The 24,357-nt window shown below is 40.1% G+C and carries 18 protein-coding genes; 7 read left to right on the top strand and 11 right to left on the bottom strand.

Features of this window, described 5'->3' with window-relative positions:
- Window positions 1-85: 85 nt before the first annotated feature.
- From rpoC to tal, 8 genes are all read right to left on the bottom strand, one after another.
- A complete protein-coding gene (rpoC, locus tag EL215_RS03915) occupies window positions 86-4,336 on the bottom strand; it encodes a DNA-directed RNA polymerase subunit beta' (protein ID WP_005697359.1) in 4,251 nt (1,416 codons plus the stop codon).
- A 123-nt stretch (window positions 4,337-4,459) separates the two neighbouring features.
- Window positions 4,460-8,488, bottom strand: a complete 4,029-nt coding sequence (gene rpoB / locus EL215_RS03910; protein ID WP_126470309.1) for a DNA-directed RNA polymerase subunit beta — start codon at window positions 8,486-8,488, stop codon at window positions 4,460-4,462.
- Window positions 8,489-8,786: 298 nt separating this feature from the next.
- Window positions 8,787-9,158 (bottom strand): 50S ribosomal protein L7/L12, encoded by a 372-nt coding sequence (gene rplL, locus EL215_RS03905; RefSeq protein ID WP_126470307.1) that lies wholly within the window; start codon window positions 9,156-9,158, stop codon window positions 8,787-8,789.
- Window positions 9,159-9,212: 54 nt separating this feature from the next.
- Window positions 9,213-9,704: a 50S ribosomal protein L10 gene (gene rplJ, locus EL215_RS03900; protein ID WP_005694693.1), complete on the bottom strand. Its 492-nt coding sequence runs from the start codon at window positions 9,702-9,704 to the stop codon at window positions 9,213-9,215.
- A 312-nt stretch (window positions 9,705-10,016) separates the two neighbouring features.
- Window positions 10,017-10,430, bottom strand: a complete 414-nt coding sequence (locus EL215_RS03895; protein ID WP_126470305.1) for a RidA family protein — start codon at window positions 10,428-10,430, stop codon at window positions 10,017-10,019.
- Between the two features lie 67 nt (window positions 10,431-10,497).
- Entirely contained in the window at window positions 10,498-11,244 is a 747-nt protein-coding gene (locus EL215_RS03890) for an MlaA family lipoprotein (RefSeq protein ID WP_126470303.1), read from the bottom strand.
- Between the two features lie 168 nt (window positions 11,245-11,412).
- Window positions 11,413-12,036, bottom strand: coding sequence for a YagU family protein (locus EL215_RS03885; RefSeq protein WP_049357194.1), 624 nt, complete (start codon window positions 12,034-12,036; stop codon window positions 11,413-11,415).
- A gap of 197 nt (window positions 12,037-12,233) precedes the next feature.
- Complete coding sequence (gene tal / locus EL215_RS03880; RefSeq protein WP_126470301.1) at window positions 12,234-13,187, bottom strand: transaldolase; 954 nt, start codon at window positions 13,185-13,187, stop codon at window positions 12,234-12,236.
- 291 nt (window positions 13,188-13,478) lie between these two features.
- Here tal and EL215_RS03875 point away from each other — a divergent pair, with 291 nt between their 5' ends.
- From EL215_RS03875 to EL215_RS03845, 7 genes are all read left to right on the top strand, one after another.
- Window positions 13,479-15,104: an ABC transporter substrate-binding protein gene (locus EL215_RS03875; RefSeq protein WP_126470299.1), complete on the top strand. Its 1,626-nt coding sequence runs from the start codon at window positions 13,479-13,481 to the stop codon at window positions 15,102-15,104.
- A 79-nt stretch (window positions 15,105-15,183) separates the two neighbouring features.
- Window positions 15,184-16,104, top strand: a complete 921-nt coding sequence (oppB, locus tag EL215_RS03870) for an oligopeptide ABC transporter permease OppB (RefSeq protein ID WP_049357190.1) — start codon at window positions 15,184-15,186, stop codon at window positions 16,102-16,104.
- A gap of 9 nt (window positions 16,105-16,113) precedes the next feature.
- Complete coding sequence (oppC, locus tag EL215_RS03865; protein ID WP_070868471.1) at window positions 16,114-17,049, top strand: oligopeptide ABC transporter permease OppC; 936 nt, start codon at window positions 16,114-16,116, stop codon at window positions 17,047-17,049.
- Window positions 17,050-17,058: 9 nt separating this feature from the next.
- Entirely contained in the window at window positions 17,059-18,030 is a 972-nt protein-coding gene (locus EL215_RS03860) for an ABC transporter ATP-binding protein (RefSeq protein WP_126470297.1), read from the top strand.
- The gene (gene oppF, locus EL215_RS03855; protein WP_014064663.1) at window positions 18,027-19,025 is read left to right on the top strand and encodes a murein tripeptide/oligopeptide ABC transporter ATP binding protein OppF; all 999 of its coding nucleotides are present in this window, start codon (window positions 18,027-18,029) and stop codon (window positions 19,023-19,025) included. The genes EL215_RS03860 and oppF overlap by 4 nt, the downstream gene beginning before the upstream one ends.
- Window positions 19,026-19,306: 281 nt before the next feature.
- Window positions 19,307-19,921: a ribosome biogenesis GTP-binding protein YihA/YsxC gene (gene yihA, locus EL215_RS03850; RefSeq protein WP_126470295.1), complete on the top strand. Its 615-nt coding sequence runs from the start codon at window positions 19,307-19,309 to the stop codon at window positions 19,919-19,921.
- 130 nt (window positions 19,922-20,051) lie between these two features.
- Window positions 20,052-21,581, top strand: coding sequence for a YifB family Mg chelatase-like AAA ATPase (locus EL215_RS03845; RefSeq protein ID WP_126470293.1), 1,530 nt, complete (start codon window positions 20,052-20,054; stop codon window positions 21,579-21,581).
- A gap of 43 nt (window positions 21,582-21,624) precedes the next feature.
- Here EL215_RS03845 and nfuA read toward each other — a convergent pair whose 3' ends face one another.
- The 3 genes from nfuA to EL215_RS03830 form a co-directional block, all read right to left on the bottom strand.
- Window positions 21,625-22,209, bottom strand: a complete 585-nt coding sequence (nfuA, locus tag EL215_RS03840) for a Fe-S biogenesis protein NfuA (RefSeq protein WP_005694707.1) — start codon at window positions 22,207-22,209, stop codon at window positions 21,625-21,627.
- 113 nt (window positions 22,210-22,322) lie between these two features.
- Entirely contained in the window at window positions 22,323-23,012 is a 690-nt protein-coding gene (locus EL215_RS03835) for a ComF family protein (protein ID WP_126472006.1), read from the bottom strand.
- 19 nt (window positions 23,013-23,031) lie between these two features.
- A complete protein-coding gene (locus EL215_RS03830) occupies window positions 23,032-24,249 on the bottom strand; it encodes a type IV pilus secretin PilQ (RefSeq protein WP_420026300.1) in 1,218 nt (405 codons plus the stop codon).
- Between the last annotated feature and the right edge of the window lie 108 nt (window positions 24,250-24,357).

Genomic DNA, 24,357 nt, shown 5'->3' with positions numbered 1-24,357 from the left:
ATTCATCAAAACCTAACCGCTCTTTCTGTATTAAGATAATAAAAAACCCAAGTTTAAACTTGGGTTTTCTTTTATTGATTAGCGATTACTCTGCATCATCTGCCATATTAAGCATTTCTGCTAAGTTAGTTGTTGCATCATCTGCTGTCATCACGAATTCATCAGCAATTGCTGCTTCATCGTCTTCAGACAATTTAATCACAACATCGTCTACAATACGTTTTTTGTGACGACCTTGGTGATATGCAAAACCAGTACCAGCTGGGATTAAACGACCTACGATTACGTTCTCTTTCAAGCCGCGTAATTCATCACGTTTACCTGCCACCGCTGCTTCAGTAAGCACACGAGTGGTTTCTTGGAACGATGCCGCAGAAATGAAGGATTCTGTTGCCAATGACGCTTTGGTAATACCAAGTAATTCACGTTCGAATTCAACTGGTGGTTTACCTTCCGCTTCACGTTTACGGTTCACAATTTTCACGCGAGCCACTTCAACTTGTTCCCCTTCAAGGAATTCGCTGTCATAAGCTTTCGTAATGACTGCTTTACGTAACATTTGACGTACGATAACTTCGATGTGCTTATCGTTAATTTTTACCCCTTGTAAGCGGTAAACTTCTTGCACTTCGTTCACGATATATTCAGTTACAGCACGAACACCGCGTAAACGTAAGATATCGTGTGGAGTCTCTGCACCATCAGAAATCACATCACCACGTTCTACCATCTCGCCTTCAAATACGTTGAGTTGACGCCATTTTGGAATCATTTCTTCGTAGATTTCACCTTCAGTTGGGGTGATTAGCAAGCGACGTTTACCTTTAGTTTCTTTACCGAAGGACACGATACCTGAAATTTCTGCCAAGATAGCAGGTTCTTTCGGTTTACGAGCTTCGAATAAATCAGCAACGCGTGGAAGACCACCGGTAATATCTTTAGTACCCACAGATTCTTGTGGAATACGTGCAAGTGGTTCACCCACTTTCACTTCCGCACCGTCATCTAAACTTACGATTGCTTTACCTGGTAAGAAGTATTGTGCAATAACGTCAGTTTCAGGTAAGAAGATATCGTTACCTTTTGCATCAACTAATTTAATAGTTGGACGTAAATCTTTACCTGCTGTTGCACGTTCACCCACGTCTTGTACCACAATAGAAGAAAGACCGGTTAATTCATCCGTTTGACGAGTTACAGTTAAACCATCCACGATATCAACGAATTTCACAAAACCAGATACTTCAGAGACTACTGGCATAGTATGTGGATCCCAGTTTGCCACTGTTTCACCAGCAGACACTTCTTGACCGTCAGCTTTGTTCAATACAGTACCGTAAGGCACTTTATAATGTTCTTTCGTACGACCAAATGCATCAGTTACGGTTAATTCAGTATTACGAGAAGTTAACACTAATTTACCTTCGTCATTAACAACGAATTTTGCGTTAGCAAGGTGTAAAGTACCGTTGTTTTTGATTTGTACGCTAGATTCTTTGGCTGCTGCAGAAGCTGCACCACCGATGTGGAACGTACGCATGGTTAACTGTGTACCTGGCTCACCGATAGATTGAGCAGCGATAACACCAACTGCTTCACCTTGATTGATGAGGTGACCACGTGCTAAGTCACGACCGTAACATTTCGCACATACACCGAAGTCAGTATCACAAGTTACAACAGAACGTACTTTTACGCTGTCCACTGAGTTTGCATCTAACACATCACAAAGTTTTTCATCTAATAAAGTGTTACGTGCAATTAAGACTTCTTCTGTACCTGGTTTATACACATCTTCAGCCACAACACGACCTAACACTAATTCGCGAAGTGGAACTTTCTCATCTCCACCTTCGATTAATGGAGTCATGACTAAACCTTCGTGTGTACCACAGTCATCTTCAACGATCACTAAGTCTTGCGCTACGTCAACTAAACGACGAGTTAAGTAACCAGAGTTTGCTGTTTTTAATGCGGTATCCGCCAAACCTTTACGCGCACCGTGGGTTGAAATAAAGTACTGAAGTACGTTCAAACCTTCACGGAAGTTCGCTGTAATTGGGGTTTCGATGATCGAACCATCTGGACGCGCCATCAAACCACGCATACCTGCTAACTGACGAATCTGAGCTGCAGAACCACGCGCACCGGAGTCAGCCATCATAAAAATGCTGTTGAAAGAAGCTTGTTTCTCAGGGTTACCTTCACGGTTGATGACTTCTTCCTGAGATAAGTTTTCCATCATTGCTTTCGCTACACGCTCATTTGCTGCAGCCCAAATATCGATGACTTTGTTATAACGCTCACCCGCTGTTACAAGACCAGATTGGAACTGTTCTTGAATTTCAGCCACTTCAGCTTCCGCTGCAGAAATAATTTCGTATTTTTTCTCTGGGATAACCATATCGTCGATACCCACAGAAGAACCTGAACGTGCAGCATAAGCAAAACCGGTATACATAATATGGTCAGCAAACATTACTGCTTCTTTCAAACCTAAACGACGATAAGCTTCGTTGATAAGTTTAGAAATTGCTTTTTTACCTAATGTTTGGTTAAACAATGAATAAGGCATACCTTTTGGCGCGATCATCCATAAGATTGCACGACCGATAGTGGTATCGGTTAATGTGGTTTTCTCTTCGAATTCGCCTGCTTCATTTTTCACATATTCAGTAATACGTACTTTAACGCGAGAATGTAATTCTGCTTCACCTGTGCGATATGCTTTTTCAGCTTCGCGCGGATCTTGCAATAACATGCCTTCGCCTTTACCGTTCACTTTTTCACGGGTCATATAGTAAAGACCCAACACCACGTCTTGTGATGGAACGATAATAGGATCACCGTTTGCAGGTGAAAGTACGTTGTTGGTTGACATCATTAACGCACGTGCTTCTAACTGAGCTTCAAGTGTTAATGGTACGTGAACCGCCATTTGGTCACCATCGAAGTCCGCGTTGAACGCCGCACAAACGAGCGGGTGTAACTGGATTGCTTTACCTTCGATTAGAAGTGGTTCAAACGCTTGGATACCTAAACGGTGAAGTGTCGGTGCACGGTTCAATAGAATTGGGTGCTCACGAATAACTTCTGCCAAGATATCCCAAACGATCGCGTCTTCACGCTCAACCATTTTCTTAGCCGCTTTGATTGTAGTTGCATAACCACGGCTTTCTAATTTTGCATAGATAAACGGACGGAATAATTCCAATGCCATTTTCTTCGGTAAACCACATTGGTGTAAGTGCAAGTATGGACCTACAGTGATTACAGAACGGCCTGAATAGTCAACACGTTTACCTAATAAGTTTTGACGGAAACGACCTTGTTTACCTTTGATCATATCCGCAAGTGATTTCAATGGACGACGGTTAGAACCTGTAATCGCACGACCACGACGACCATTATCTAATAAAGCATCAACAGATTCTTGTAACATACGTTTTTCGTTGCGCACGATAATATCTGGTGCGATTAAATCTAATAAACGTTTTAAACGGTTGTTACGGTTGATTACGCGACGATATAAATCGTTTAAGTCCGAAGTTGCAAAACGACCACCATCTAATGGTACTAACGGACGTAAATCTGGCGGAAGTACTGGTAATACAGTCATCACCATCCACTCTGGTTTATTACCAGATTGTTGGAAAGCTTCTAATAATTTTAAGCGTTTAGTGATTTTCTTACGTTTTGTTTCAGAGTTAGTTTCTTGTAACTCTTCACGTAATTTTTCACATTCCACTTCAAGATCAATACCTTTAAGTAAATCTTGAATTGCTTCAGCACCCATTTTCGCTTCGAATTCATCTTGCCAGCGGTCTTCTGCATCAAGGAATTGTTCTTCAGTTAATAACTGTCCACGTTCTAAATCGGTCATACCCGGTTCGGTTACGATGTACATTTCAAAGTAAAGCACACGCTCAATATCACGTAACGGCATATCAAGTAATAAACCGATACGGGACGGAAGTGATTTTAAGAACCAAATGTGTGCAACTGGACAAGCCAATTCAATGTGGCCCATACGTTCACGACGCACTTTAGTTTGTGTTACTTCAACACCACATTTTTCACAAATCACACCACGGTGTTTTAAGCGTTTATATTTTCCGCATAAACATTCGTAATCTTTTACTGGCCCGAAAATACGTGCACAGAAAAGACCGTCACGCTCAGGTTTGAACGTACGATAGTTGATTGTTTCAGGTTTTTTAACTTCACCAAATGACCAAGAACGGATCATGTCTGGAGAAGCTAACCCAATTTTAATCACATCAAAATCTTCACTGGTTTTTGATTGTGCTTTTAAAAACTTAACTAAGTCTTTCACAAATAGTCTCCTGTCGGAGTTAAGGGTTTCAAAGTGCGGTCAAAAATATTTTGTTTTTTAACCGCACTTCGGCGATTTCTTCCTTTTGCTTCCCCTGCGTACAGGGGAAGACCGGTTTGTCGATTACTCTTCGTCTAGCTCGATATTCAAACCAAGTGAACGGATTTCTTTCATAATTACGTTGAAAGATTCCGGTGTACCCGGATCCATTTGTTGGTTGCCACCGACGATGTTTTTATACATCTTCGTACGGCCGTTCACGTCATCGGATTTCACAGTTAACATTTCTTGTAAGGTGTAAGCAGCACCGTATGCTTCAAGTGCCCATACCTCCATCTCACCGAAACGTTGACCACCGAATTGTGCTTTACCACCAAGTGGTTGTTGAGTAACAAGACTATAAGAACCTGTTGAACGAGCATGCATTTTGTCATCAACTAAGTGGTTCAATTTGAGCATGTACATATAACCTACGGTTACTGGACGCTCGAATTTCTCACCAGTACGGCCATCGTATAACGTGATCTGACCTGAAGTTGGTAAGCCACCAAGTTTCAACATTTCTTTGATTTCTTGCTCATCAGCACCATCAAACACTGGTGTTGCTACCGGTAAACCTTTACGTAGGTTTTCCGCTAAACGCATGATTTCGTCATCGCTAAAGGTGCTTAAATCAACTTTTTGTGCGCCATGACCTAAATCGTATGCTTTTTGCATATAGCCACGAAGTTTCTCAACATCTTGTTTTTGTTTGATCATCGCATTGATTTGATTACCGATACCTTTCGCCGCTAAGCCTAAGTGGGTTTCTAAGATCTGACCGATGTTCATTCGAGATGGTACGCCCAGTGGGTTCAATACGATTTCAACAGGTTGGCCATTCTCATCGTATGGCATATCTTCAACTGGGTTAATTTTCGAGATAACACCTTTGTTACCATGACGACCCGCCATTTTATCACCCGGTTGGATGTGACGTTTCACCGCAAGGTAAACTTTAACCACTTTTAATACGCCTGGTGCAAGGTCATCGCCTTTAATGATTTTCTTACGTTGTACTTCAAGTTTGTGTTCAAACTCCTTACGTAATTCTTCATATTGCTCAGCAAGCTGTTCTAATTGGTTTTGTTTTTCTTCATCTGAAATGGTTTGCTCTAACCATTTAGTGCGATCCATTTTATCTAATTGAGCCGCATCAATACCACCTGCAATAAGCACATTACGTACACGAGCAAACAAGCCAGCTTCTAAGATTTCTAATTCATCAGAAAGGTCTTTCTTAGCTTGTTTTAACTGCATTTCTTCAATTTCTAATGCACGTTTGTCTTTTTCTACGCCATCACGGGTGAAGACTTGAACGTCAATTACAGTACCACTTACGCTGTTTGGTACACGTAATGAAGAGTCTTTCACATCAGATGCTTTTTCACCGAAGATTGCACGTAACAATTTTTCTTCTGGTGTTAATTGAGTTTCGCCTTTAGGGGTGACTTTACCGACTAAGATGTCACCACCTTTCACTTCAGCACCCACATAAACAATACCTGATTCATCCAATTTGCTTAATGCAGATTCACCTACGTTTGGAATATCCGCAGTGATTTCTTCAGAACCTAATTTAGTATCACGTGCCACACAAGATAATTCTTGAATGTGGATTGTCGTGAAGCGGTCTTGTTGTACAACACGCTCAGAAACTAACATTGAGTCTTCGAAGTTATAACCGTTCCAAGGCATGAACGCCACACGGATATTTTGACCTAATGCTAATTCACCTAAATCTGTTGAAGGACCATCAGCTAATACTTCACCACGGTTAATTGGATCGCCTAAATTCACACAAGGAATTTGGTTGATACAGGTATTTTGGTTAGAGCGGGTGTATTTAATTAAGTTATAAATATCAATACCTGCTTCGCCTGCTACAGTTTCGTCTTCATTTACTTTGATAACGATACGAGAAGCATCAACGTATTGAACTGTACCACCACGTTTCGCCACAACCGCCACACCTGAGTCTAGTGCGATTGGTTTTTCCATACCTGTACCCACTAACGGCTTATCAGCACGTAAAGTTGGAACCGCTTGACGTTGCATGTTCGCACCCATTAAGGCACGGTTCGCATCGTCATGCTCTAAGAATGGAATTAACGCTGCAGCCACAGATACCACTTGTTGAGTTGAAACGTCCATATAATGAATTTCTTCTGGTTTATAAAGACCAGATTCACCACGCTCACCACGCGCAGTAACGAATGCATCAGTAAAGCGATTGTTCTCATCAAGATTTGAGTTCGCCTGTGCAATGATGTAGTTTGCTTCATCAATTGCAGATAAGTATTCAATTTCTTCGGTTACTTGACCATTCACTACTTTACGATACGGGGTTTCTAAGAAACCATAATCGTTCGTACGAGCAAACGCAGAAAGTGAGTTGATCAAACCGATGTTTGGACCTTCAGGAGTTTCAATTGGACATAAACGACCATAGTGGGTGTTATGTACGTCACGTACCTCAAAGCCTGCGCGTTCACGCGTTAAACCGCCTGGACCTAATGCAGAAATACGACGTTTATGTGTCACTTCTGATAATGGATTGTTTTGGTCCATGAATTGCGAAAGTTGTGAAGAACCAAAGAATTCTTTCACTGCCGCAGAAATTGGTTTTGGATTAATTAAGTCTTGTGGCGTGATCGCATCTAAATCGCCTAAAGATAAACGCTCTTTAACCGCTCTTTCTACACGAACTAAACCAATACGGAATTGGTTTTCTGCCATTTCACCTACGGAACGAATACGACGGTTACCCAAGTGGTCGATATCATCCACTTCACCACGACCATTGCGGATGTCGATGAGTTTTTTCATCACGCCAATGATATCGTCGTTACTTAAAATACCCGTACCCTCGCCTTCAGGAATACCTAACGAGCGATTAAACTTCATACGACCTACTGCAGATAAATCATAACGTTCTGCAGAGAAGAATAAGTTATTGAATAACGCTTCTGAAGATTCGGGTGTAGGTGGTTCACCTGGACGCATCATACGATAGATTTCATATAATGCGCTTATGCGATCGTAAGTTGGATCAACGCGTAATGTCTCAGAAATATATGGACCATAATCTAAATCGTTAGTAAACAATGTTTCGATGACTTTATAGCCCGCTTGAGATAACTTCGCTAATCCTTCTAATGAAATTTCACTATTAACTGGACAAATAATCTCTCCAGAATCAAGATCAACATAATCTTTTGCAGAAACTTTACCAATAATGTATTCCGTTGGCACCTCAACTTGTGTCACATTATCTTTTTCTAATGCTTTGATGTGACGAGCTGTAATACGACGACCACGTTCAACATATACTTTGCCATTTGCTTCAATATCAAATGTCGCCGTTTCACCACGTAGACGTTCTGGCACTAATGTCATGAGTAATTTATTGCCAGCGATTTCGAAAGTTACTTTATCAAAGAATAAGTTTAAGATTTCTTCAACCGTATAACCTAACGCACGTAAAATAATGGTTGCTGGTAATTTACGACGACGGTCAATACGTGCATATAAGTTATCTTTTGGATCAAATTCGAAATCCAACCAAGACCCACGGTAAGGGATAATACGTGCGTTATACAGCACTTTACCTGAAGAGTGTGTTTTCCCTTTATCAGAATCAAAGAATACGCCTGGGCTACGGTGTAATTGTGAAACAATAACACGCTCGGTACCATTGATCACAAAGGTACCATTATCAGTCATCAATGGGATTTCTCCCATGTACACTTCGCTTTCTTTGATGTCTTTTACTGCATGTGATGAAGATTCTTTATCGTAGCTAACTAAACGTAATTTGACTCGCAACCCTGCCGCATAAGTGGAACCACGAATTTGACATTCACGTACATCAAACTCTGGCTCTTCTAAACGGTAATCAACATATTGTAATTCTGTATAACCGTTATTGCTTACGATTGGAAAAACAGAACGGAATGCAGCTTCTAAGCCTTGTTGACCTTCAGGATCTTTTTGAATGAATTTATCAAAAGAATCTAATTGGATAGTTAATAAATAAGGTACATTTAAAACTTGCGGACGTTTGCCGAAGTCTTTACGAATTCGTTTTTTCTCAGTATAGGAGTAACCCATTATTGGTTTTCCTCTGTAAATTTTAGTGAGACCGAGTTGATATAAAGAAAAGTGCGGTCAAATTGATTGACGTTTTTTTATTTATATCGGAGATTGACGCCGTTTTAGATACCGCACTCTGAACCTTACTTCTGTAGTGGGCTACTTAAATTAAAACGTCTGATTAATTTAAGTGGAAACAGATACCATTAAACGGAAAATGCCTATCTGTTTTTGTGCCGTTTTTGATAGCACAAAATGGCTGATGGTAAACCACCAGCCATTAAGCCTGAGAAACAGGACATAAGAGAATCAAAAATTATTTGATTTCTACTTTTGCACCAGCTTCTTCTAATTCTTTCTTAAGTGCTTCAGCTTCTTCTTTAGAAATGCCTTCTTTTAAGTTAGCTGGAGCAGATTCAACTAAGTCTTTAGCTTCTTTTAAGCCTAAACCAGTTGCACCACGTACTGCTTTGATAACTGCTACTTTGTTAGCACCAGCTTCAGCAAGAACTACGTCGAATTCAGTTTTTTCTTCTGCCGCTGCTGCTGCACCGCCAGCTGCTGGAGCTGCTGCTAATGCTGCTGCAGAAACGCCGAATTTCTCTTCCATCGCTGTAATTAATTCAACGATTTCAGTTACAGTTTTAGAAGCAATCGCTTCAATGATTTGTTCGTTAGTTAATGACATAACAATCAATTCCTAAAATTAATAAAGTTAAATGAAGTAAGAAACGCTTAATGATTAAGCTGCTTCTTGTAATTTGTCGCGTAATGCCGCAAAAGTGCGAACAAGTTTGCCTGCCGCAGCTTCTTTCATTGTGCCCATTAAACGTGCAATTGCTTCTTCGTAAGTTGGTAATGTTGCTAAGAATTCAACATCTTGGATCTTACCCTCAAAGGCTGCACCTTTAATTTCAAACTTATCGTTTGCTTTAGCAAAATCTTTGAACAAACGTGCTGCTGCACCTGGGTGTTCGTTAGAGAATGCGATAAGTGTTGGACCTACAAACGTATCTTGTAAGCATTCGAAATCAGTGCCTTCAACCGCACGACGTAATAAAGTATTACGAACAACACGCATTGTTACACCAGCTTCACGAGCTGCTTTACGTAATTCAGTCATTTTATCAACAGTTACACCGCGAGAATCCGCGATTACTGCTGAAAGTGCACCTTTGGCTGCTTCATTTACTTCAGCAACAATTGCTTGTTTGTCTTGAAGATTTAATGCCATTGGCTTTTAGCTCCTGAATACACTCCGATTTCTCGGAATTAATTTACCTCATCGAAAGAGTTATCTTTCAGACTAGGACGACTTCGGTGCCCAGAAGCAAGAAATATTCTTATTCTGTTCACCATCTACGTAGGATTATTAAGACGATTATTGCAAACCATTCCCTACGGTCTTGGACGGGGCTTGAATAGGTCAAGCACCAACCAGAAATTTTACGCTAAGCGTAATTTAGGAGCGAGATTATAGTGATTAATCTCGCTCTTGTAAAGTATATTGTCGAAAAAATCTGCAGATTTCAACCGCACTTTGCGATTATTTTCTTACAGCAATTGCTTCAATTTCCAAACCAACATCTTTTGGTAAGCGAGCAACTTCTACGCAAGAACGAGCAGGAAAATTCGGATGATTATTTTCTTTGAAGAATTTCTCATACTCTGCATTTACCGCACCAAAATCATTAAGATCTTTCACAAACACTGTAGTTTTAACAATATCACCCACCTTCAAACCAGCTTCTTCAATAATCGCTTTCACATTTTCTAACGATTGACGCGCCTGAGCCACAATATCTTTTGGTACTTCACCCGTTGCTGGATTGACAGGGATTTGCCCCGATGTTAAAACTAAATTACCTAAATCTACCGCTTGAACATAAGGACCAATTGCTGCTGGGGCTTTTTTAGTATGAATAGGATTGACTTTAATACTAATTCCATAATTAGACATGATTATTCTCCCTTTCTTTTTCGTTACCTTAAAAAACGCGGTAAAAACAACCGCACTTTTTGCCAAATTAATCTATTTCTTTTAATACATCATCAGACAGTTCTTTCTGTGAACTTTCTTTCACTTTACCATCATTTACTTTAAATTCTAAATTCTGATAATAAGCTTCGCGGAAAGTAACATAAGGATCTTGTGCTTGATTTAGCAACTCTGTTTGATCCAATGTCTTAGAGCGTTTATCTACCGCTTGCACACCATATTTTACGAGTGACCACGGACCGCCTACCCAATTCCAGAAAGGATAGGTATAAGCTGCATCAACTACTGCCCCCGTTAATTGACGAGGCGTCGTCGCATTATAAATTGGCAATACAATATAAGTACCTGCATCTACACCATAGGTGCCCAATGTTTCACCAAAGCTACGTTGATCATAAACCTGTAATTCCTTGCTTGCACTTGCAAAGTCAAATAAGCCTCCGAGACCAAAGGTTGAGTTAATCCAAAAACGGTTGAAGTGAACAAAGGCTTTTTTTGGCTCACCTTCTAATAAACGGTTAACAAAACTCACTGGCTCATCCAAATTGTTTGCCACATTGGATAGACCTTTTGTGACTGGTGTTGGCACATAATCACGCCAACCTTTTGCTGCAGGTTCTAACACATAGCGATCCATCACTTTATAGTTAAAATCAAACATCGTACGGTTAAAACTTTCTAATTTATCATTTCGTTCACCATCAGCTTTGGTTGCACAACCCGTTAATACAGCTGTTGCCATTAAGCCGACCGCAAGTAAAGGTGTTTTTTTCATTCCACTTTCCTATCACAAAAAATTGTCTTTATTCTAACCAACTTGAAAGATAACTACAAAAAATTTATTTAAATTCTAGCACTAACTTTCTTGTAAAACGATATTTTGGATTTCAGTGTCAGTAAAAATGCCACCTTTATTGGTGGCATTTTTACTCAAAAAGATTGATTATTCTGTTGTATTTTTTAATGGAATTTCTGCATCTGGCTCGTGAGTAATACGGTTACGTAGATCACGGCGAATAATCTCAATAGTCCAGAACCAGAAAATGTGTCCCACTAATTCAGAAATATGCTCATACAACGGCCATTCTGCAACAGGTGGGGTTAAACCTAACGCAGGGAAAGTAATATAGTGTACGCAAATATCGGCGATTAAACCTGCCCCAATACCCTGCCAAAATTTGATTTTAGGGAAACGTTCTGCCACTAAACAGTAAGCGATAGCAAATACTAATGAGAAAGTAATATGAGTCACACCAATCCAATCAAAACCATGATCTGCAAAAGTGAAAGCTGCTTGAGTTGGGTCAATACCTAGATAATCACGTAAAAATACGTGGGGAGGATTTAAGAATGCACGTGAACAAACTTGAAGAACTTGATCTTGGCTTAACCCTGTGATGTCCACTTTGCATGCTTCTGCGAAGAAATCGATTGGGCTACGCGGTGGGAATGGATGCTCTGCACCCCATTTTACGAACGCAGAAATTAAACCTGCAATAATACCTACAAAAATCGCTACGCCATAACGACGACGATTAGCAGGAGTTTGTTCAAAAATACCTGACATATATTTGCTCCGAAAAAAGAAAAAATAACCGCACTTTGCATTAAGAGTGGCAGTTCCCATTTTGCTTTAGCAAAACTTGTCTTGAATTTTCAATGACTTTGGTGAGTTAGTCAAGTTCTAATTATTAAGAGTTAGAACATTTTATGATAAGAGTAAAAAATGCGGTTATTTCTAACCGCACTTTCATATTTTCAAAATTATAGTTTTGCTGAAAGCATTGCTTCTAGTTTCTCTTGGTCAACTGCAAATTTGCGAATACCATCCGCTAATTTCTCAACAGCCATCGCATCGCTATTATGTTGCCAGTAGAACTCCGCTTCAGTTAATGGTTGAGGTTTCGCTTTTACTTCACCTTTGTAGTCTAGTTTGCGTACAAGTGCGGTTGAATTTTCTTGTAATTCTTTGAGTAATGCCGGTGCAATGGTTAAACGATCGCAACCTGCAAGTTCAGTAATTTCTCCTACATTACGGAAGCTTGCGCCCATCACAACGGTGTTGTAGCCATATTCTTTGTAGTAATTATAGATTTTGGTAACAGAAATTACGCCAGGGTCTTCTGCTGGAGCATATTCTTTTTTATCGGTATTTGCTTTGTACCAGTCTAAAATACGACCTACAAATGGCGAAATTAAATAAACACCCGCTTCAGCACACGCACGAGCTTGCGCTTCAGAGAATAATAAGGTTAAGTTACAGTTAATACCTTCTTTTTCAAGAATTTCTGCCGCACGGATACCTTGCCATGTTGAAGCAATTTTGATCAAAATACGATCATTTGAAATACCCGCCGCATTATAAAGTGCGATAAGTTTACGTGCTTTTTCAACGGTTGCTTGAGTATCGTAAGAAAGGCGAGCATCTACTTCTGTTGAAATGCGTCCTGGAACAATTTTTAAAATTTCTAAGCCAATGTTTACCGCTAATTTATCTTCTGCATCAATTAATTGTTGTGCTTTATCTGCACTTTGTGCTTTTGCATAAGCAACCGCTTCATCAATTAATAGGGCATATTGTGGTAATGCTGAAGCACTTAAAATTAAAGATGGGTTTGTTGTTGCATCTTGTGGTTGATATTTTTTGATTGCATCAATATTGCCAGTATCCGCTACGACGACGGTCATATTACGAAGTGAATCTAACTGTGTTGTCATTGTATTCTCCTTGAATGGACTTGTTTAAATCTAATTGGGCTACGATAGCATAATTAACCTTAAAAAGGTAATTTATCAAGGAAAATATTTACGATAGGAAAAACCAATACATTGTAGATTTCCTTTCTCATATCATCACTTTTAGCAATTTTTTCGCAATTTATTAGACACAAATCACAAAACTCAATATTTGTTCAAATAATCCCCTTGCAAATCTTTACAAAAATAAATTTTTGAGCTAATAAGTGGAAGACTCTTATAAAAATATCACCTAATAACAAGGAGGCTCAAATGCAACACAAACTACTCTTCTCTGCAATCACTCTTGCTCTTTCCTATTCTGCGCAAGCAGTTATAGTACCTGAGGGAACACAATTAAATGAAAAACAACATATCGTGATCAATAACGGGGCTGAACCACAAAGTTTTGACCCTCAAAAAACCGAAGGTGTGCCGGAATCTAACGTCGCTTATCAATTACTTGAAGGCTTAGTCACCTCAGACTCTGAAGGTAAACTTCAACCGGGTGTGGCTGAAAGCTGGGAAAATACACCTGACTTCAAAACCTGGACATTCCATTTACGTAAAGATGCTAAATGGTCAAACGGCGATCCTGTTACTGCACACGACTTCGTATTTGCGTGGCGTCGTTTAGTGGATCCTGCAACTGCCGCACCTTACGCGAGCTACTTAAGTTATTTACAAGTTGAAAATGCGCAAGACATTATTGACGGCAAGAAAAAACCAGTTGAATTAGGCGTGGAAGCAAAAGATGATTACACCTTTGTTATTCATGCAACCAATCCTGTGCCTTATGCGGTCAGTTTAACCACTCACCAATCCTTATTGCCATTACCACAAAAAGTAGTCGAAAAATTGGGTGATGCATGGGTGAAAAAAGAAAACTACGTGGGTAACGGTGCGTATAAGCTCGCTAACCACATCATTAACGAAAAAATCGAATTTGAACGTAACCCACTTTATTGGAACGATAAAGAAACCGTAATCAATAGCGCAACATTTCTCGCTATTGAGAACCCGAGTACCGATGTGGCGCGTTATCGTGCGGGCGATTTAGACATGACCAGTTATGGTTTACCGCCTGAACAATTCGCTAAATTACAAAAAGAATTGCCAGGTGAAGTATACATTACTCGTACCCTAGCAACTTATTCTTATGAATTAAACAACAAGAAAGCGCCTTTTGATAACGTGAATATTCGTAAAGCCTTGAACTTATCCCTTGATCGTCATGTGATCACCGATAAAGTATTGGGTCAAGGTCAAACACCAACCTATGTGTTTACCCCAACTTACATCGAAGAAGGTCATCTCATTCAACAACCTACTTATTCAAAAGAACCGATGGCTCAACGTAATGAAGAAGCCATTAAACTCTTAGAAGAAGCTGGTTACAGCAAAGCAAATCCATTGAAATTCAGCATTCTTTACAATACCAATGAAAATCACAAAAAAGTGGCTATTGCTGCAGCTTCTATGTGGAAAGCGAACACTAAAGGTTTAATTGATGTGAAATTAGAAAACCAAGAGTGGAAAACTTACATCGATAGCCGTCGTGCAGGTCGTTATGATGTGGCGCGTGCTGGGTGGAATGCGGATTACAACCAAGCAACAACATTCGGCAACTATTTCTTATCTAATTCGAGTAACAATACCGCGAAATACGCGAACCCAGAATATGATAAAGCCATTGCTGAATCTTATGTCGCAACGGATGCAGAAGGTCGTGCAAAAGCTTATGCGAAAGCCGAAGAAATTCTTGCAAAAGATTACGGGATCGTACCAATCTTTAACTATGTGAATCCACGCTTAGTGAAACCTTACGTAAAAGGTTATTCAGGCAAAGATCCGCAAGATCACATCTACTTACGTAACCTTTATATTATTAAACATTAATTCGTTGCTAGTATTTAAGTGCGGTTAAAAATCGTCGTGTTTTTTGACCGCACTTTTCGCCCATTTTGTTGGAGTTGTTATGCTCAAGTTTATTTTTAAACGGCTGTTGGAAGCCTTGCCGACGCTGTTTATTTTAATTACTTTTTCTTTCTTTTTGATGCGCCTCGCCCCTGGTAGCCCGTTCACCTCTGAACGTGCTTATCCGCCAGAAGTGATGGCGAATATCGAAGCGAAGTATCATTTAAATGAACCATTATATAAACAATATTTCCTTTATTTAGAAAATCTTTCCAAAGGAGATTTTGGTCCCTCTTTTAAATATAAAGACCAATCAGTCAATGATTTAATCGCGTCTGCTTTCCCGGTTTCCATTAAATTGGGCATGGTGGCCTTCGCCTTTGCTGTCGTATTAGGGGTAACAGCGGGTACGCTCGCTGCGCTCAATCAAAATAGTCGTTGGGATTATATTTTGATGAGTTTCTCGATGCTTGGCGTCATTATGCCAAGCTTCGTCTTCGCACCAGTCTTAGTGCTGATTTTCGCCATTTATTTGGGATGGCTACCCGCTGGCGGTTGGAACGGAGGTACCGCTATGTATATGATCTTACCTGTAGCCTCCTTAACTATCGCTTATGTTGCAGGGATTGCGCGTATCATGCGTGGCTCGATGATTGAAGTGCTGCATTCCAACTTTATTCGGACCGCCAAAGCTAAAGGACTTTCTACTTCAAGAATCATTTTAAAACATGCTTTGCGCCCTGCTCTTTTACCCGTGATAACCTATTTAGGCCCCGCTTTCGTAGGGATTATTACCGGCTCAATGGTTATCGAAAGCGTATTTGGTTTACCTGGCATGGGGTTATTATTTGTAAACGGCGCATTAAACCGCGATTATTCTTTAGTTTTGAGTCTCACTATTTTAGTGGGCACATTAACCATTTTATTTAATGCGATTGTGGATATTTTATACGCCATCATCGATCCAAAAATTCGTTATTAAGGATAAGTTATGACAGATTATCGTACTCAGCCGATTAATCAGAAAAATGCGGATTTTGTGGAACAAGTGGCTGACCGTATTGAAGAAATGCAACTAGAAGGCCGCAGTCTATGGCAAGATGCGAAACGCCGTTTTTTCCGCAACAAAGCGGCCGTTGCCAGTCTGATTATTCTAGCGTTTATTATTGTATTTATTACCGTAGCGCCTTGGTTCTTCCCCTTTACCTATGAAGATACCGATTGGAATATGATGAGCTCCCCACCAACAATGGAAGGCTATCACTTCTTCGGTACCGATGCCTCGGGTCGCGACTTATTGGTACGTACTGCTATCGGTGGACGTATTTCCTTATTGGTCGGTATTGCTGGTGCTTTCATTTCCGTAACTATAGGCACAATTTATGGGGCTATTTCCGGTTATGTAGGCGGTAAAACAGATATGTTGATGATGCGCTTTTTAGAGATTCTCAGCTCATTTCCATTTATGTTTTTCGTCATTTTGTTAGTGACCCTTTTTGGCCAAAACATTTTCTTAATTTTTATCGCAATCGGGGCCATTGCTTGGCTTGGTCTTGCACGTATCGTGCGTGGACAAACCCTCAGCCTAAAAAATAAAGAATTCGTCGAAGCCGCCATTGTTTGTGGCGTACCTCGTCGCCAAATCATTTTGAAACACATTATTCCGAATGTATTAGGCTTAGTAGCAGTGTATGCCTCACTTGAAGTACCTGGACTCATTCTATTTGAATCATTCTTAAGTTTCTTAGGATTAGGGACTCAAGAGCCAATGAGTAGCTGGGGTGCACTCTTAAGTGATGGAGCTGCACAAATGGAGGTCTCGCCTTGGTTATTAATTTTCCCGGCATTTTTCCTTTGCCTTACCCTATTTTGTTTTAACTTTATCGGTGACGGGTTGCGTGATGCACTCGATCCGAAAGATAGATAGGAGCGAATAATGAATCCTTTATTAGATGTAAAAAATCTCTACGTTCGCTTCAAAACACCAGATGGCGTCGTCACAGCAGTGAATGAGTTAAACTTTACGCTTAATGCTGGGAGTACGCTCGGTATTGTAGGTGAAAGTGGTTCTGGTAAGTCACAAACAGCCTTTGCTTTAATGGGTTTATTGGCAGCCAACGGTGAAGTGGAAGGTTCGGCCATTTTTGAAGGTAAAGAATTAGTTAATTTACCGAATGCTGAGTTGAATAAAATCCGCGCCGAGCAAATTTCCATGATTTTCCAAGATCCAATGACATCACTCAACCCATACATGAAAATCGGTGAACAACTCATTGAAGTGCTGCAACTGCACAAAGGTTATGATAAACAAACTGCCTTTGCCGAATCCGTGAAAATGTTGGATGCAGTTAAAATGCCAGAAGCAAAAAAACGCATGGGCATGTATCCTCATGAATTTTCGGGTGGTATGCGTCAACGAGTGATGATTGCGATGGCCTTACTATGTCGTCCAAAACTACTCATTGCTGATGAACCAACCACTGCTTTGGACGTGACGGTTCAAGCACAAATCATGACCTTGTTAAATGAGTTAAAACGCGAATTTAATACTGCGATTATTATGATTACCCATGATCTTGGTGTAGTGGCAGGTATCTGCGATCAAGTCATGGTGATGTATGCTGGACGAACCATGGAATACGGCACGGCAGAACAAATTTTCTATCATCCGACTCATCCTTATTCCATTGGCTTAATGGATGCGATTCCTCGCTTAGACGGCAATGAAGAACACTTGGTAACCATTCCTGGTAATCCACCGAATTTACTGCATTTGCCAAAAGGTTGCCCGTTCTCACCACGTTGCCAATTTGCTACCGAACAATGCCAAACTGCGCCAAAACTGACCGCATTTAATGAAGGTCAATTACGCAATTGTTGGTTACCCGTGGAGAAATTTACCCTATGACAGTCTCAAACAACAAAGAATTACTCCTTGAAGTCAATCACTTAGGCGTCAGTTTTAAAATTAAAAATGAGAAATCTCTTTTCTTCGCCAAACCGCAAACCTTAAAAGCAGTGAAGGATGTGTCTTTTAAACTTTACGCGGGTGAAACCCTCGGCGTAGTGGGTGAATCTGGTTGCGGTAAATCCACACTTGCACGCGCTATTATCGGTTTAGTCGAAGCGAGTGAAGGGGAAATCTTGTGGCTTGGTAAAAATTTACGAAAACAATCAGCAAAACAATGGAAAGAAACGCGTAAAGACATTCAAATGATTTTCCAAGACCCGCTCGCCTCTCTCAATCCGCGAATGAATATTGGCGAAATCATTGCTGAGCCATTAAAGATCTACCAACCGCACTTAAGTGCTGCAGAAGTGAAAGAAAAAGTGCAAGCAATGATGTTGAAAGTCGGGCTTTTACCCAACTTGATTAACCGCTATCCGCATGAGTTTTCAGGGGGCCAATGTCAGCGTATCGGTATTGCTCGCGCGTTAATCATTGAGCCTAAAATGATCATTTGTGATGAACCCGTTTCTGCGTTAGATGTGTCGATTCAGGCTCAAGTGGTGAATTTATTGAAATCCCTGCAAAAAGAAATGGGGCTTTCCTTAATTTTTATCGCTCATGATTTAGCGGTGGTAAAACATATTTCTGACCGCGTGTTGGTGATGTATTTAGGCAATGCCATGGAATTAGGCAGCGATGAGGAGGTATATAACAATACCAAACATCCTTATACCAAAGCCTTAATGTCTGCAGTTCCAATTCCCGATCCAAAATTGGAACGCAATAAATCCATCGAATTACTTGAAGGTGATTTGCCTTCGCCAATTAATCCGCCGTCTGGTTGCGTGTTCCGTACCCGCTGTCTGAAAGCTGATGAAAATTGTGCGAAACAAAAACCACCTTTCACCAGCCAAAACAACAGCCATTTTGTGGCTTGTTTAAAAGTCTTATAAAGCAAAAAGTGCGGTTAAAATGATCTGCATCCCCCAAAGTTGGACTCACCAACCAACAATTGAGATGCAGATTTTTTTATAAATAAACACTGCACAAGAGAATTTAAATTACAAATTCTACAACATATGAGAATTTTGAATAAAACGCGATTTATTTTGATATTCTTGTGGAATACCTAATTAATTAAAAATGTTTAAATCATGCAAAGTCCGCATTCTCTCATCATTTCAGCAATTTTTTATTTGTGATATGCTAGGGTCAATTGATAAAAGGAACTATTATGTCTGAAATTAAACTGAATTATCATAAAACTCATTTTCTCACGAGTGCGCCCAATATTCGTTCTATCCCAGAAGATACAGGGATTGAAATTGCTTTTTCAGGACGCTCAAATGCAGGAAAATCAACCGCACTTAATGCATTAACCAATCAAAAAAGCTTAGCCAGAACGTCTAAAACACCTGGTCGTACACAGCTCATCAACCTTTTTGAAGTAGAGCCGAATTGTAAACTGGTGGACTTACCCGGCTATGGTTATGCTGCTGTTCCTGAGAAAATGAAAATCGAGTGGCAAAAATCCCTTGGGGAATATTTGCAAAAACGCGAATGTTTAGGCGGACTTGTTGTTTTAATGGATATTCGCCACCCTTTAAAAGATCTCGACCAACAAATGATTGAATGGGCTGTTTCTGCTGATTTATCGGTTATGTTACTTTTAACTAAAGCGGATAAACTCAGCCAAAGCGCACGTAGCAAACAAGTCAAAATGGTGCGTGAAGCTATTTTACCCTTCCAAGGTGATATTCAAGTCGAGGCTTTTTCTGCACAAAATAAAATTGGTATTGATAAATTAGCGGCCAAATTAGATGGTTGGTTTGCCCCACTTTTTGTGTAGCTTTTTATCAAGAAAAAAATGATTTCTGCGATCTCGATCGCAAAAAAAGCATAGGATGCATGATTTCATTCTGTGCTTTTTTTATAGTGCGAAAATCTAATTATTTTTGACCGCACTTTAAGGAATCTGAATGTCTCTTGCCATTGTTTATAGCCGTGCATCAATGGGTGTACAAGCCCCTCTTGTTACCATTGAGGTACACTTAAGTAACGGAAAGCCTGGATTTACCTTAGTTGGTCTACCTGAAAAAACCGTAAAAGAAGCGCAAGATCGTGTCAGAAGTGCATTAATAAATGCCCAGTTCAAATATCCTGCCAAACGTATCACCGTTAACCTTGCACCCGCCGATCTACCCAAAGAAGGGGGACAATTTGATTTACCCATTGCAATCGGTATTTTAGCTGCATCAGATCAACTTGATGGCAGCCGTTTAAAACAGTTTGAATTCGTTGGTGAACTTGCATTAACGGGTGAATTACGCGGTGTACACGGTGTGATTCCTGCTATTTTAGCAGCACAAAAAGCGAAACGCGCCCCCATTATCGCTTATCAAAATGCCAATGAAGCTTCACTTGTCTCAGAGCAAGAGACTTATTTCGCTAAAAACCTGTTAGAAGTTGTGCAATTCTTAAATAATCAAGAAAAATTACCTTTGGCCTCATTACTCGCACAAGAAAGTGAGGTCGGATTTTCAGCTAAAAATCACTTAGATTTGACCGATATTATTGGTCAGCAACACGCTAAACGAGCACTGACAATAGCTGCCGCAGGCCAGCACAACCTACTCTTTTTAGGGCCACCTGGGACGGGTAAAACCATGTTGGCAAGTCGTCTCACTGCATTGCTACCTGAAATGACGGATTTAGAAGCGATTGAAACCGCTTCGGTTACGAGTTTAGTACAAAATGAATTAAATTTTCATAACTGGAAACAACGTCCGTTTCGAGCACCACATCATAGCGCCTCATTACCTGCCTTAGTAGGTGGAGGAACCATTCCCAAACCAGGCGAAATATCGCTCGCACATAACGGCGTACTTTTTCTTGATGAATTGCCTGAGTTTGAGCGTAAAGTGCTTGATGCACTTCGCCAGCCATTAGAAAGTGGAGAAATTATTATTTCACGTGCCAATGCAAAAATCCAATTCCCCGCTCGTTTTCAACTCGTTGCCGCGATGAATCCAAGTCCAACCGGGCATTACACTGGAACACATAATCGCACCTCGCCACAGCAAGTGATGCGTTATTTAAACCGACTTTCGGGGCCATTTTTAGATCGCTTTGATTTATCTATTGAAGTACCGCTTCTGCCACAAGGCAGCTTACAGAATACAGGAGATAGAGGTCAGACAAGCCAACAAGTACGAGAAAAAGTGTTAAAAGTGAGGGAAATGCAACTTGCTCGAGCCGGTAAAATCAATGCGTATCTTTCAAGCAAAGAAATTGAACGAGACTGTAAATTACAAGATAAAGATTCATTATTCCTTGAGAATGCACTGAACAAGCTTGGACTTTCAGTGAGAGCCTATCATCGGATTTTAAAAGTCTCACGCACAATTGCTGATTTAAATGGTGACAAAGAAATACAACAACCTCATTTAGCAGAAGCGCTAGGATATCGGGCGATGGATAGGTTGTTACAGAAATTATCTGCCGCTTAAAAAATAAAAGGGCGAATCATTCGCCCTCTTTTTTCTTCTATTCTTAATAATAAGAATGTTCACCACGTTGGTGTTCTGTTACGTCTCGTGCACCTTTTAATTCATTCGGGAAGAGCGAAACTAACTGTTTCTCCACCCCGTCTTTTAAGGTGACATCAACCATTGAACAACCGTTACAGCCACCACCAAATTGTAGAACAGCATAACCATCATCGGTAATTTCAATTAACGTGATTTTACCGCCATGGCTGGCTAATTGTGGGTTGATTTGTGTTTGGATCACGTACTCTACGCGCTCAATTAAAGGCGCATCATCTGCAACTTTACGCATTTTTGCGTTAGGTGCTTTTAAAGTAAGCTGAGCACCGAGCTCTTCTGTTACATAATCAATTTCCGCATCTTCTAAAAACGGTAAACTAATTTCATCTACAAATGCTGAAAAAGTATCGTATTTCATTTCAGTATCAGTCGCTTCAACTGAATTTGGTGGGCAATAAGACACGCCACATTCTGCTCCTGGCGTACCCGGATTCACAACAAAAATACGAATATTGGTACCTTCTTCTTGTGTATCTAAAAGTTTCCGAAAATGTGCTTGTGCAGCATCTGAAATAAAAATTTGTTCCATAAATAAAATCCTAATACTTGATGCAATATATCAAGAATGATACTCCTATATGGTAATTTTTTCTATATTTATTCCTATTTTTATAAATATAGATAAATCCTATCTTTAAAAATTTAGGCTCTCGCTAAGCCCCACACTTGAATTTCTTTTACGCCTAATTTTCGAAGCTGTTTGGCTATCTCTGCCAACGTTGAGCCGGTTGTAATCACATCATCCACCAACGCAACACGTTCATAAGGAAAAGACTTTTTGGTATTCACTGTAAAAGCATTTTGTAGATTATATCGTCGATCTTTCGCACTTAAACCTCGCTGAGTGTGGGTGTGTTTAATTCGTTTCACCACATGATGACAGTTAGGCACATCACACCAACGACTCAACCAGTTCGCTAATAAATCAGCCTGGTTATAGCCACGTTGCCACTGTCGAAAATGATATAGCGGTACAGGGATAATCGCCTGTGGCAGAAAGAGCTCATGCGTTCGTCTTGCCTCTCTCACCGCAAGATAAAGCAAACGCGATAAACAGCGATCTAACCAAAACTGTTTTTGAAATTTAAAACGATGAATAAGTGAAGAAAGCGGTTCGAGGTAATGCCCAATAATCACAATACGATCCCAAGCGGGTTCATTTCTCAAACAATGTCCACAGCCCATTGCATAATGCTGCAAGGGTGAACCACATCGCCCACAATAAGGGAAAGTTTTAATTTGCTTCTGACATCGACTGCACAATCCATTTCGACCAAGATGAATAGATCCCTTGCAATACACACAGCTAAATTGAAAAAAATGAGAAAACATCAGAGAAATTGACCGCACTTTATTTTTTCGCTTTTTCAATTTGCTTAAAATGCTTTTCTTTCTTAGCCATTTCCATTCTTTCACCTTGTTTTAAAATATGAGGAGTCACAAAAATTACAAGCTCTCGCTTTTGATGACGTTCACTTTCCTTACTAAATAAGCGCTTAATACCTGGAATATCACCCAATAGCGGCACTTTATCAATTCCTTTTGTGATCGTATCGTGGAATACACCACCTAATACAATCGTTTCCCCATCTTTAGCAAAAACTTGTGTATTAATTTCTTGTTTATCAATAGACACGACTTCGTTACCTTGCCCATAAGCCACACGGTTTCCCGGGGAATTTTGACTGACTAATAAATCCAATAAGATATTATTATCCTTTGAAATATGCGGTGTGACTTCCAATCCCAACACAGCTTCTCGAAACTCCACTGATTGGGTGTCATTTTTCCCGTTCGTCACTACATAAGGAATTTCCGTCCCTTGTTTGATACTTGCACTTTTCTTATTGGTCGTGAGTAAGCGAGGGCTCGCAATAATTTCTACGTTATTTTCACGTTCAAGTGCAGTCAATTCTAAGTCTAATAATCGGCCATTAATTTTAGCGACTTGAAGTGCTAATGAGCCAGCTGGCGTGACTGTTGTCGCAAAATTCACATTTAAATTATTACTGATATTACTAAAACCATTCGCATCTAGACTGCCACTCACTCGATGGGCAGCCTCAGTCGGATTAAAAATGCCCCAACGTACACCTAACTCTTTCAGGCTTTCATCAGTAATCGTCACAATACGTGCTTCGATGACAATTTGTTCAATGGGTTTATCCAGCTCTGCAATTAATTTTTTGATATTTTTGATAGAACGTGCATCATCCTGAATCAGTAACACATTGCTTCGATCATCAAATGTAATTGTGCCGCTAGGTGAAAGCAAAGAACCACTCCCTGTTGTTAACGATTTCATCACATCAGAAGCTTTGGCAAAATGCAATTTAACCGTTGTACTCACAAGTGGCATTTCACTAGGCAAACTTTCGCCGACGATTGCTACTGGTTCATCCATTTTTTCAGTATATTGTTCATGTTGAGAAGCCTTGCCTAAATAATAAATATCATTTTCTTGATAAAAAGAGAGTCCTTTGATTTTTGCGACAGCACGCAATAAACGATCAAAATCTACGTTATCTAATTGCAATGAAAGCGTTCCTTCTAATTCATCATCAATCATTAAATTGGTATTTTGCTCAAGAGCAATTTGCTAAAGTGTAGCCACCATGGGAGCTTGTTTTAAGCGAAGTGAAAAGATGCGACTTTCTGCCGATGAGTAAGTTGTCCA

The sequence above is a fragment of the Haemophilus parainfluenzae genome (assembly GCF_900638025.1).
Lineage (GTDB): Bacteria > Pseudomonadota > Gammaproteobacteria > Enterobacterales > Pasteurellaceae > Haemophilus_D > Haemophilus_D parainfluenzae_J.
This window is presented reverse-complemented; position numbering and strand designations above follow the sequence as displayed.

Bases quoted from the DNA above. Each gene is read 5' to 3' on its own strand.
- rpoB (WP_126470309.1), bottom strand. From the start codon at position 8,488: ATGGGTTACTCCTATACTGAGAAAAAACGAATTCGTAAAGACTTCGGC.
- rplL (WP_126470307.1), bottom strand. From the start codon at position 9,158: ATGTCATTAACTAACGAACAAATCATTGAAGCGATTGCTTCTAAAACT.
- rplJ (WP_005694693.1), bottom strand. From the start codon at position 9,704: ATGGCATTAAATCTTCAAGACAAACAAGCAATTGTTGCTGAAGTAAAT.
- EL215_RS03895 (WP_126470305.1), bottom strand. From the start codon at position 10,430: ATGTCTAATTATGGAATTAGTATTAAAGTCAATCCTATTCATACTAAA.
- EL215_RS03890 (WP_126470303.1), bottom strand. From the start codon at position 11,244: ATGAAAAAAACACCTTTACTTGCGGTCGGCTTAATGGCAACAGCTGTA.
- EL215_RS03885 (WP_049357194.1), bottom strand. From the start codon at position 12,036: ATGTCAGGTATTTTTGAACAAACTCCTGCTAATCGTCGTCGTTATGGC.
- tal (WP_126470301.1), bottom strand. From the start codon at position 13,187: ATGACAACACAGTTAGATTCACTTCGTAATATGACCGTCGTCGTAGCG.
- EL215_RS03875 (WP_126470299.1), top strand. From the start codon at position 13,479: ATGCAACACAAACTACTCTTCTCTGCAATCACTCTTGCTCTTTCCTAT.
- oppB (WP_049357190.1), top strand. From the start codon at position 15,184: ATGCTCAAGTTTATTTTTAAACGGCTGTTGGAAGCCTTGCCGACGCTG.
- oppC (WP_070868471.1), top strand. From the start codon at position 16,114: ATGACAGATTATCGTACTCAGCCGATTAATCAGAAAAATGCGGATTTT.
- EL215_RS03860 (WP_126470297.1), top strand. From the start codon at position 17,059: ATGAATCCTTTATTAGATGTAAAAAATCTCTACGTTCGCTTCAAAACA.
- oppF (WP_014064663.1), top strand. From the start codon at position 18,027: ATGACAGTCTCAAACAACAAAGAATTACTCCTTGAAGTCAATCACTTA.
- yihA (WP_126470295.1), top strand. From the start codon at position 19,307: ATGTCTGAAATTAAACTGAATTATCATAAAACTCATTTTCTCACGAGT.
- EL215_RS03845 (WP_126470293.1), top strand. From the start codon at position 20,052: ATGTCTCTTGCCATTGTTTATAGCCGTGCATCAATGGGTGTACAAGCC.
- nfuA (WP_005694707.1), bottom strand. From the start codon at position 22,209: ATGGAACAAATTTTTATTTCAGATGCTGCACAAGCACATTTTCGGAAA.
- EL215_RS03835 (WP_126472006.1), bottom strand. From the start codon at position 23,012: ATGTTTTCTCATTTTTTTCAATTTAGCTGTGTGTATTGCAAGGGATCT.
- EL215_RS03830 (WP_420026300.1), bottom strand. From the start codon at position 24,249: ATGATTGATGATGAATTAGAAGGAACGCTTTCATTGCAATTAGATAAC.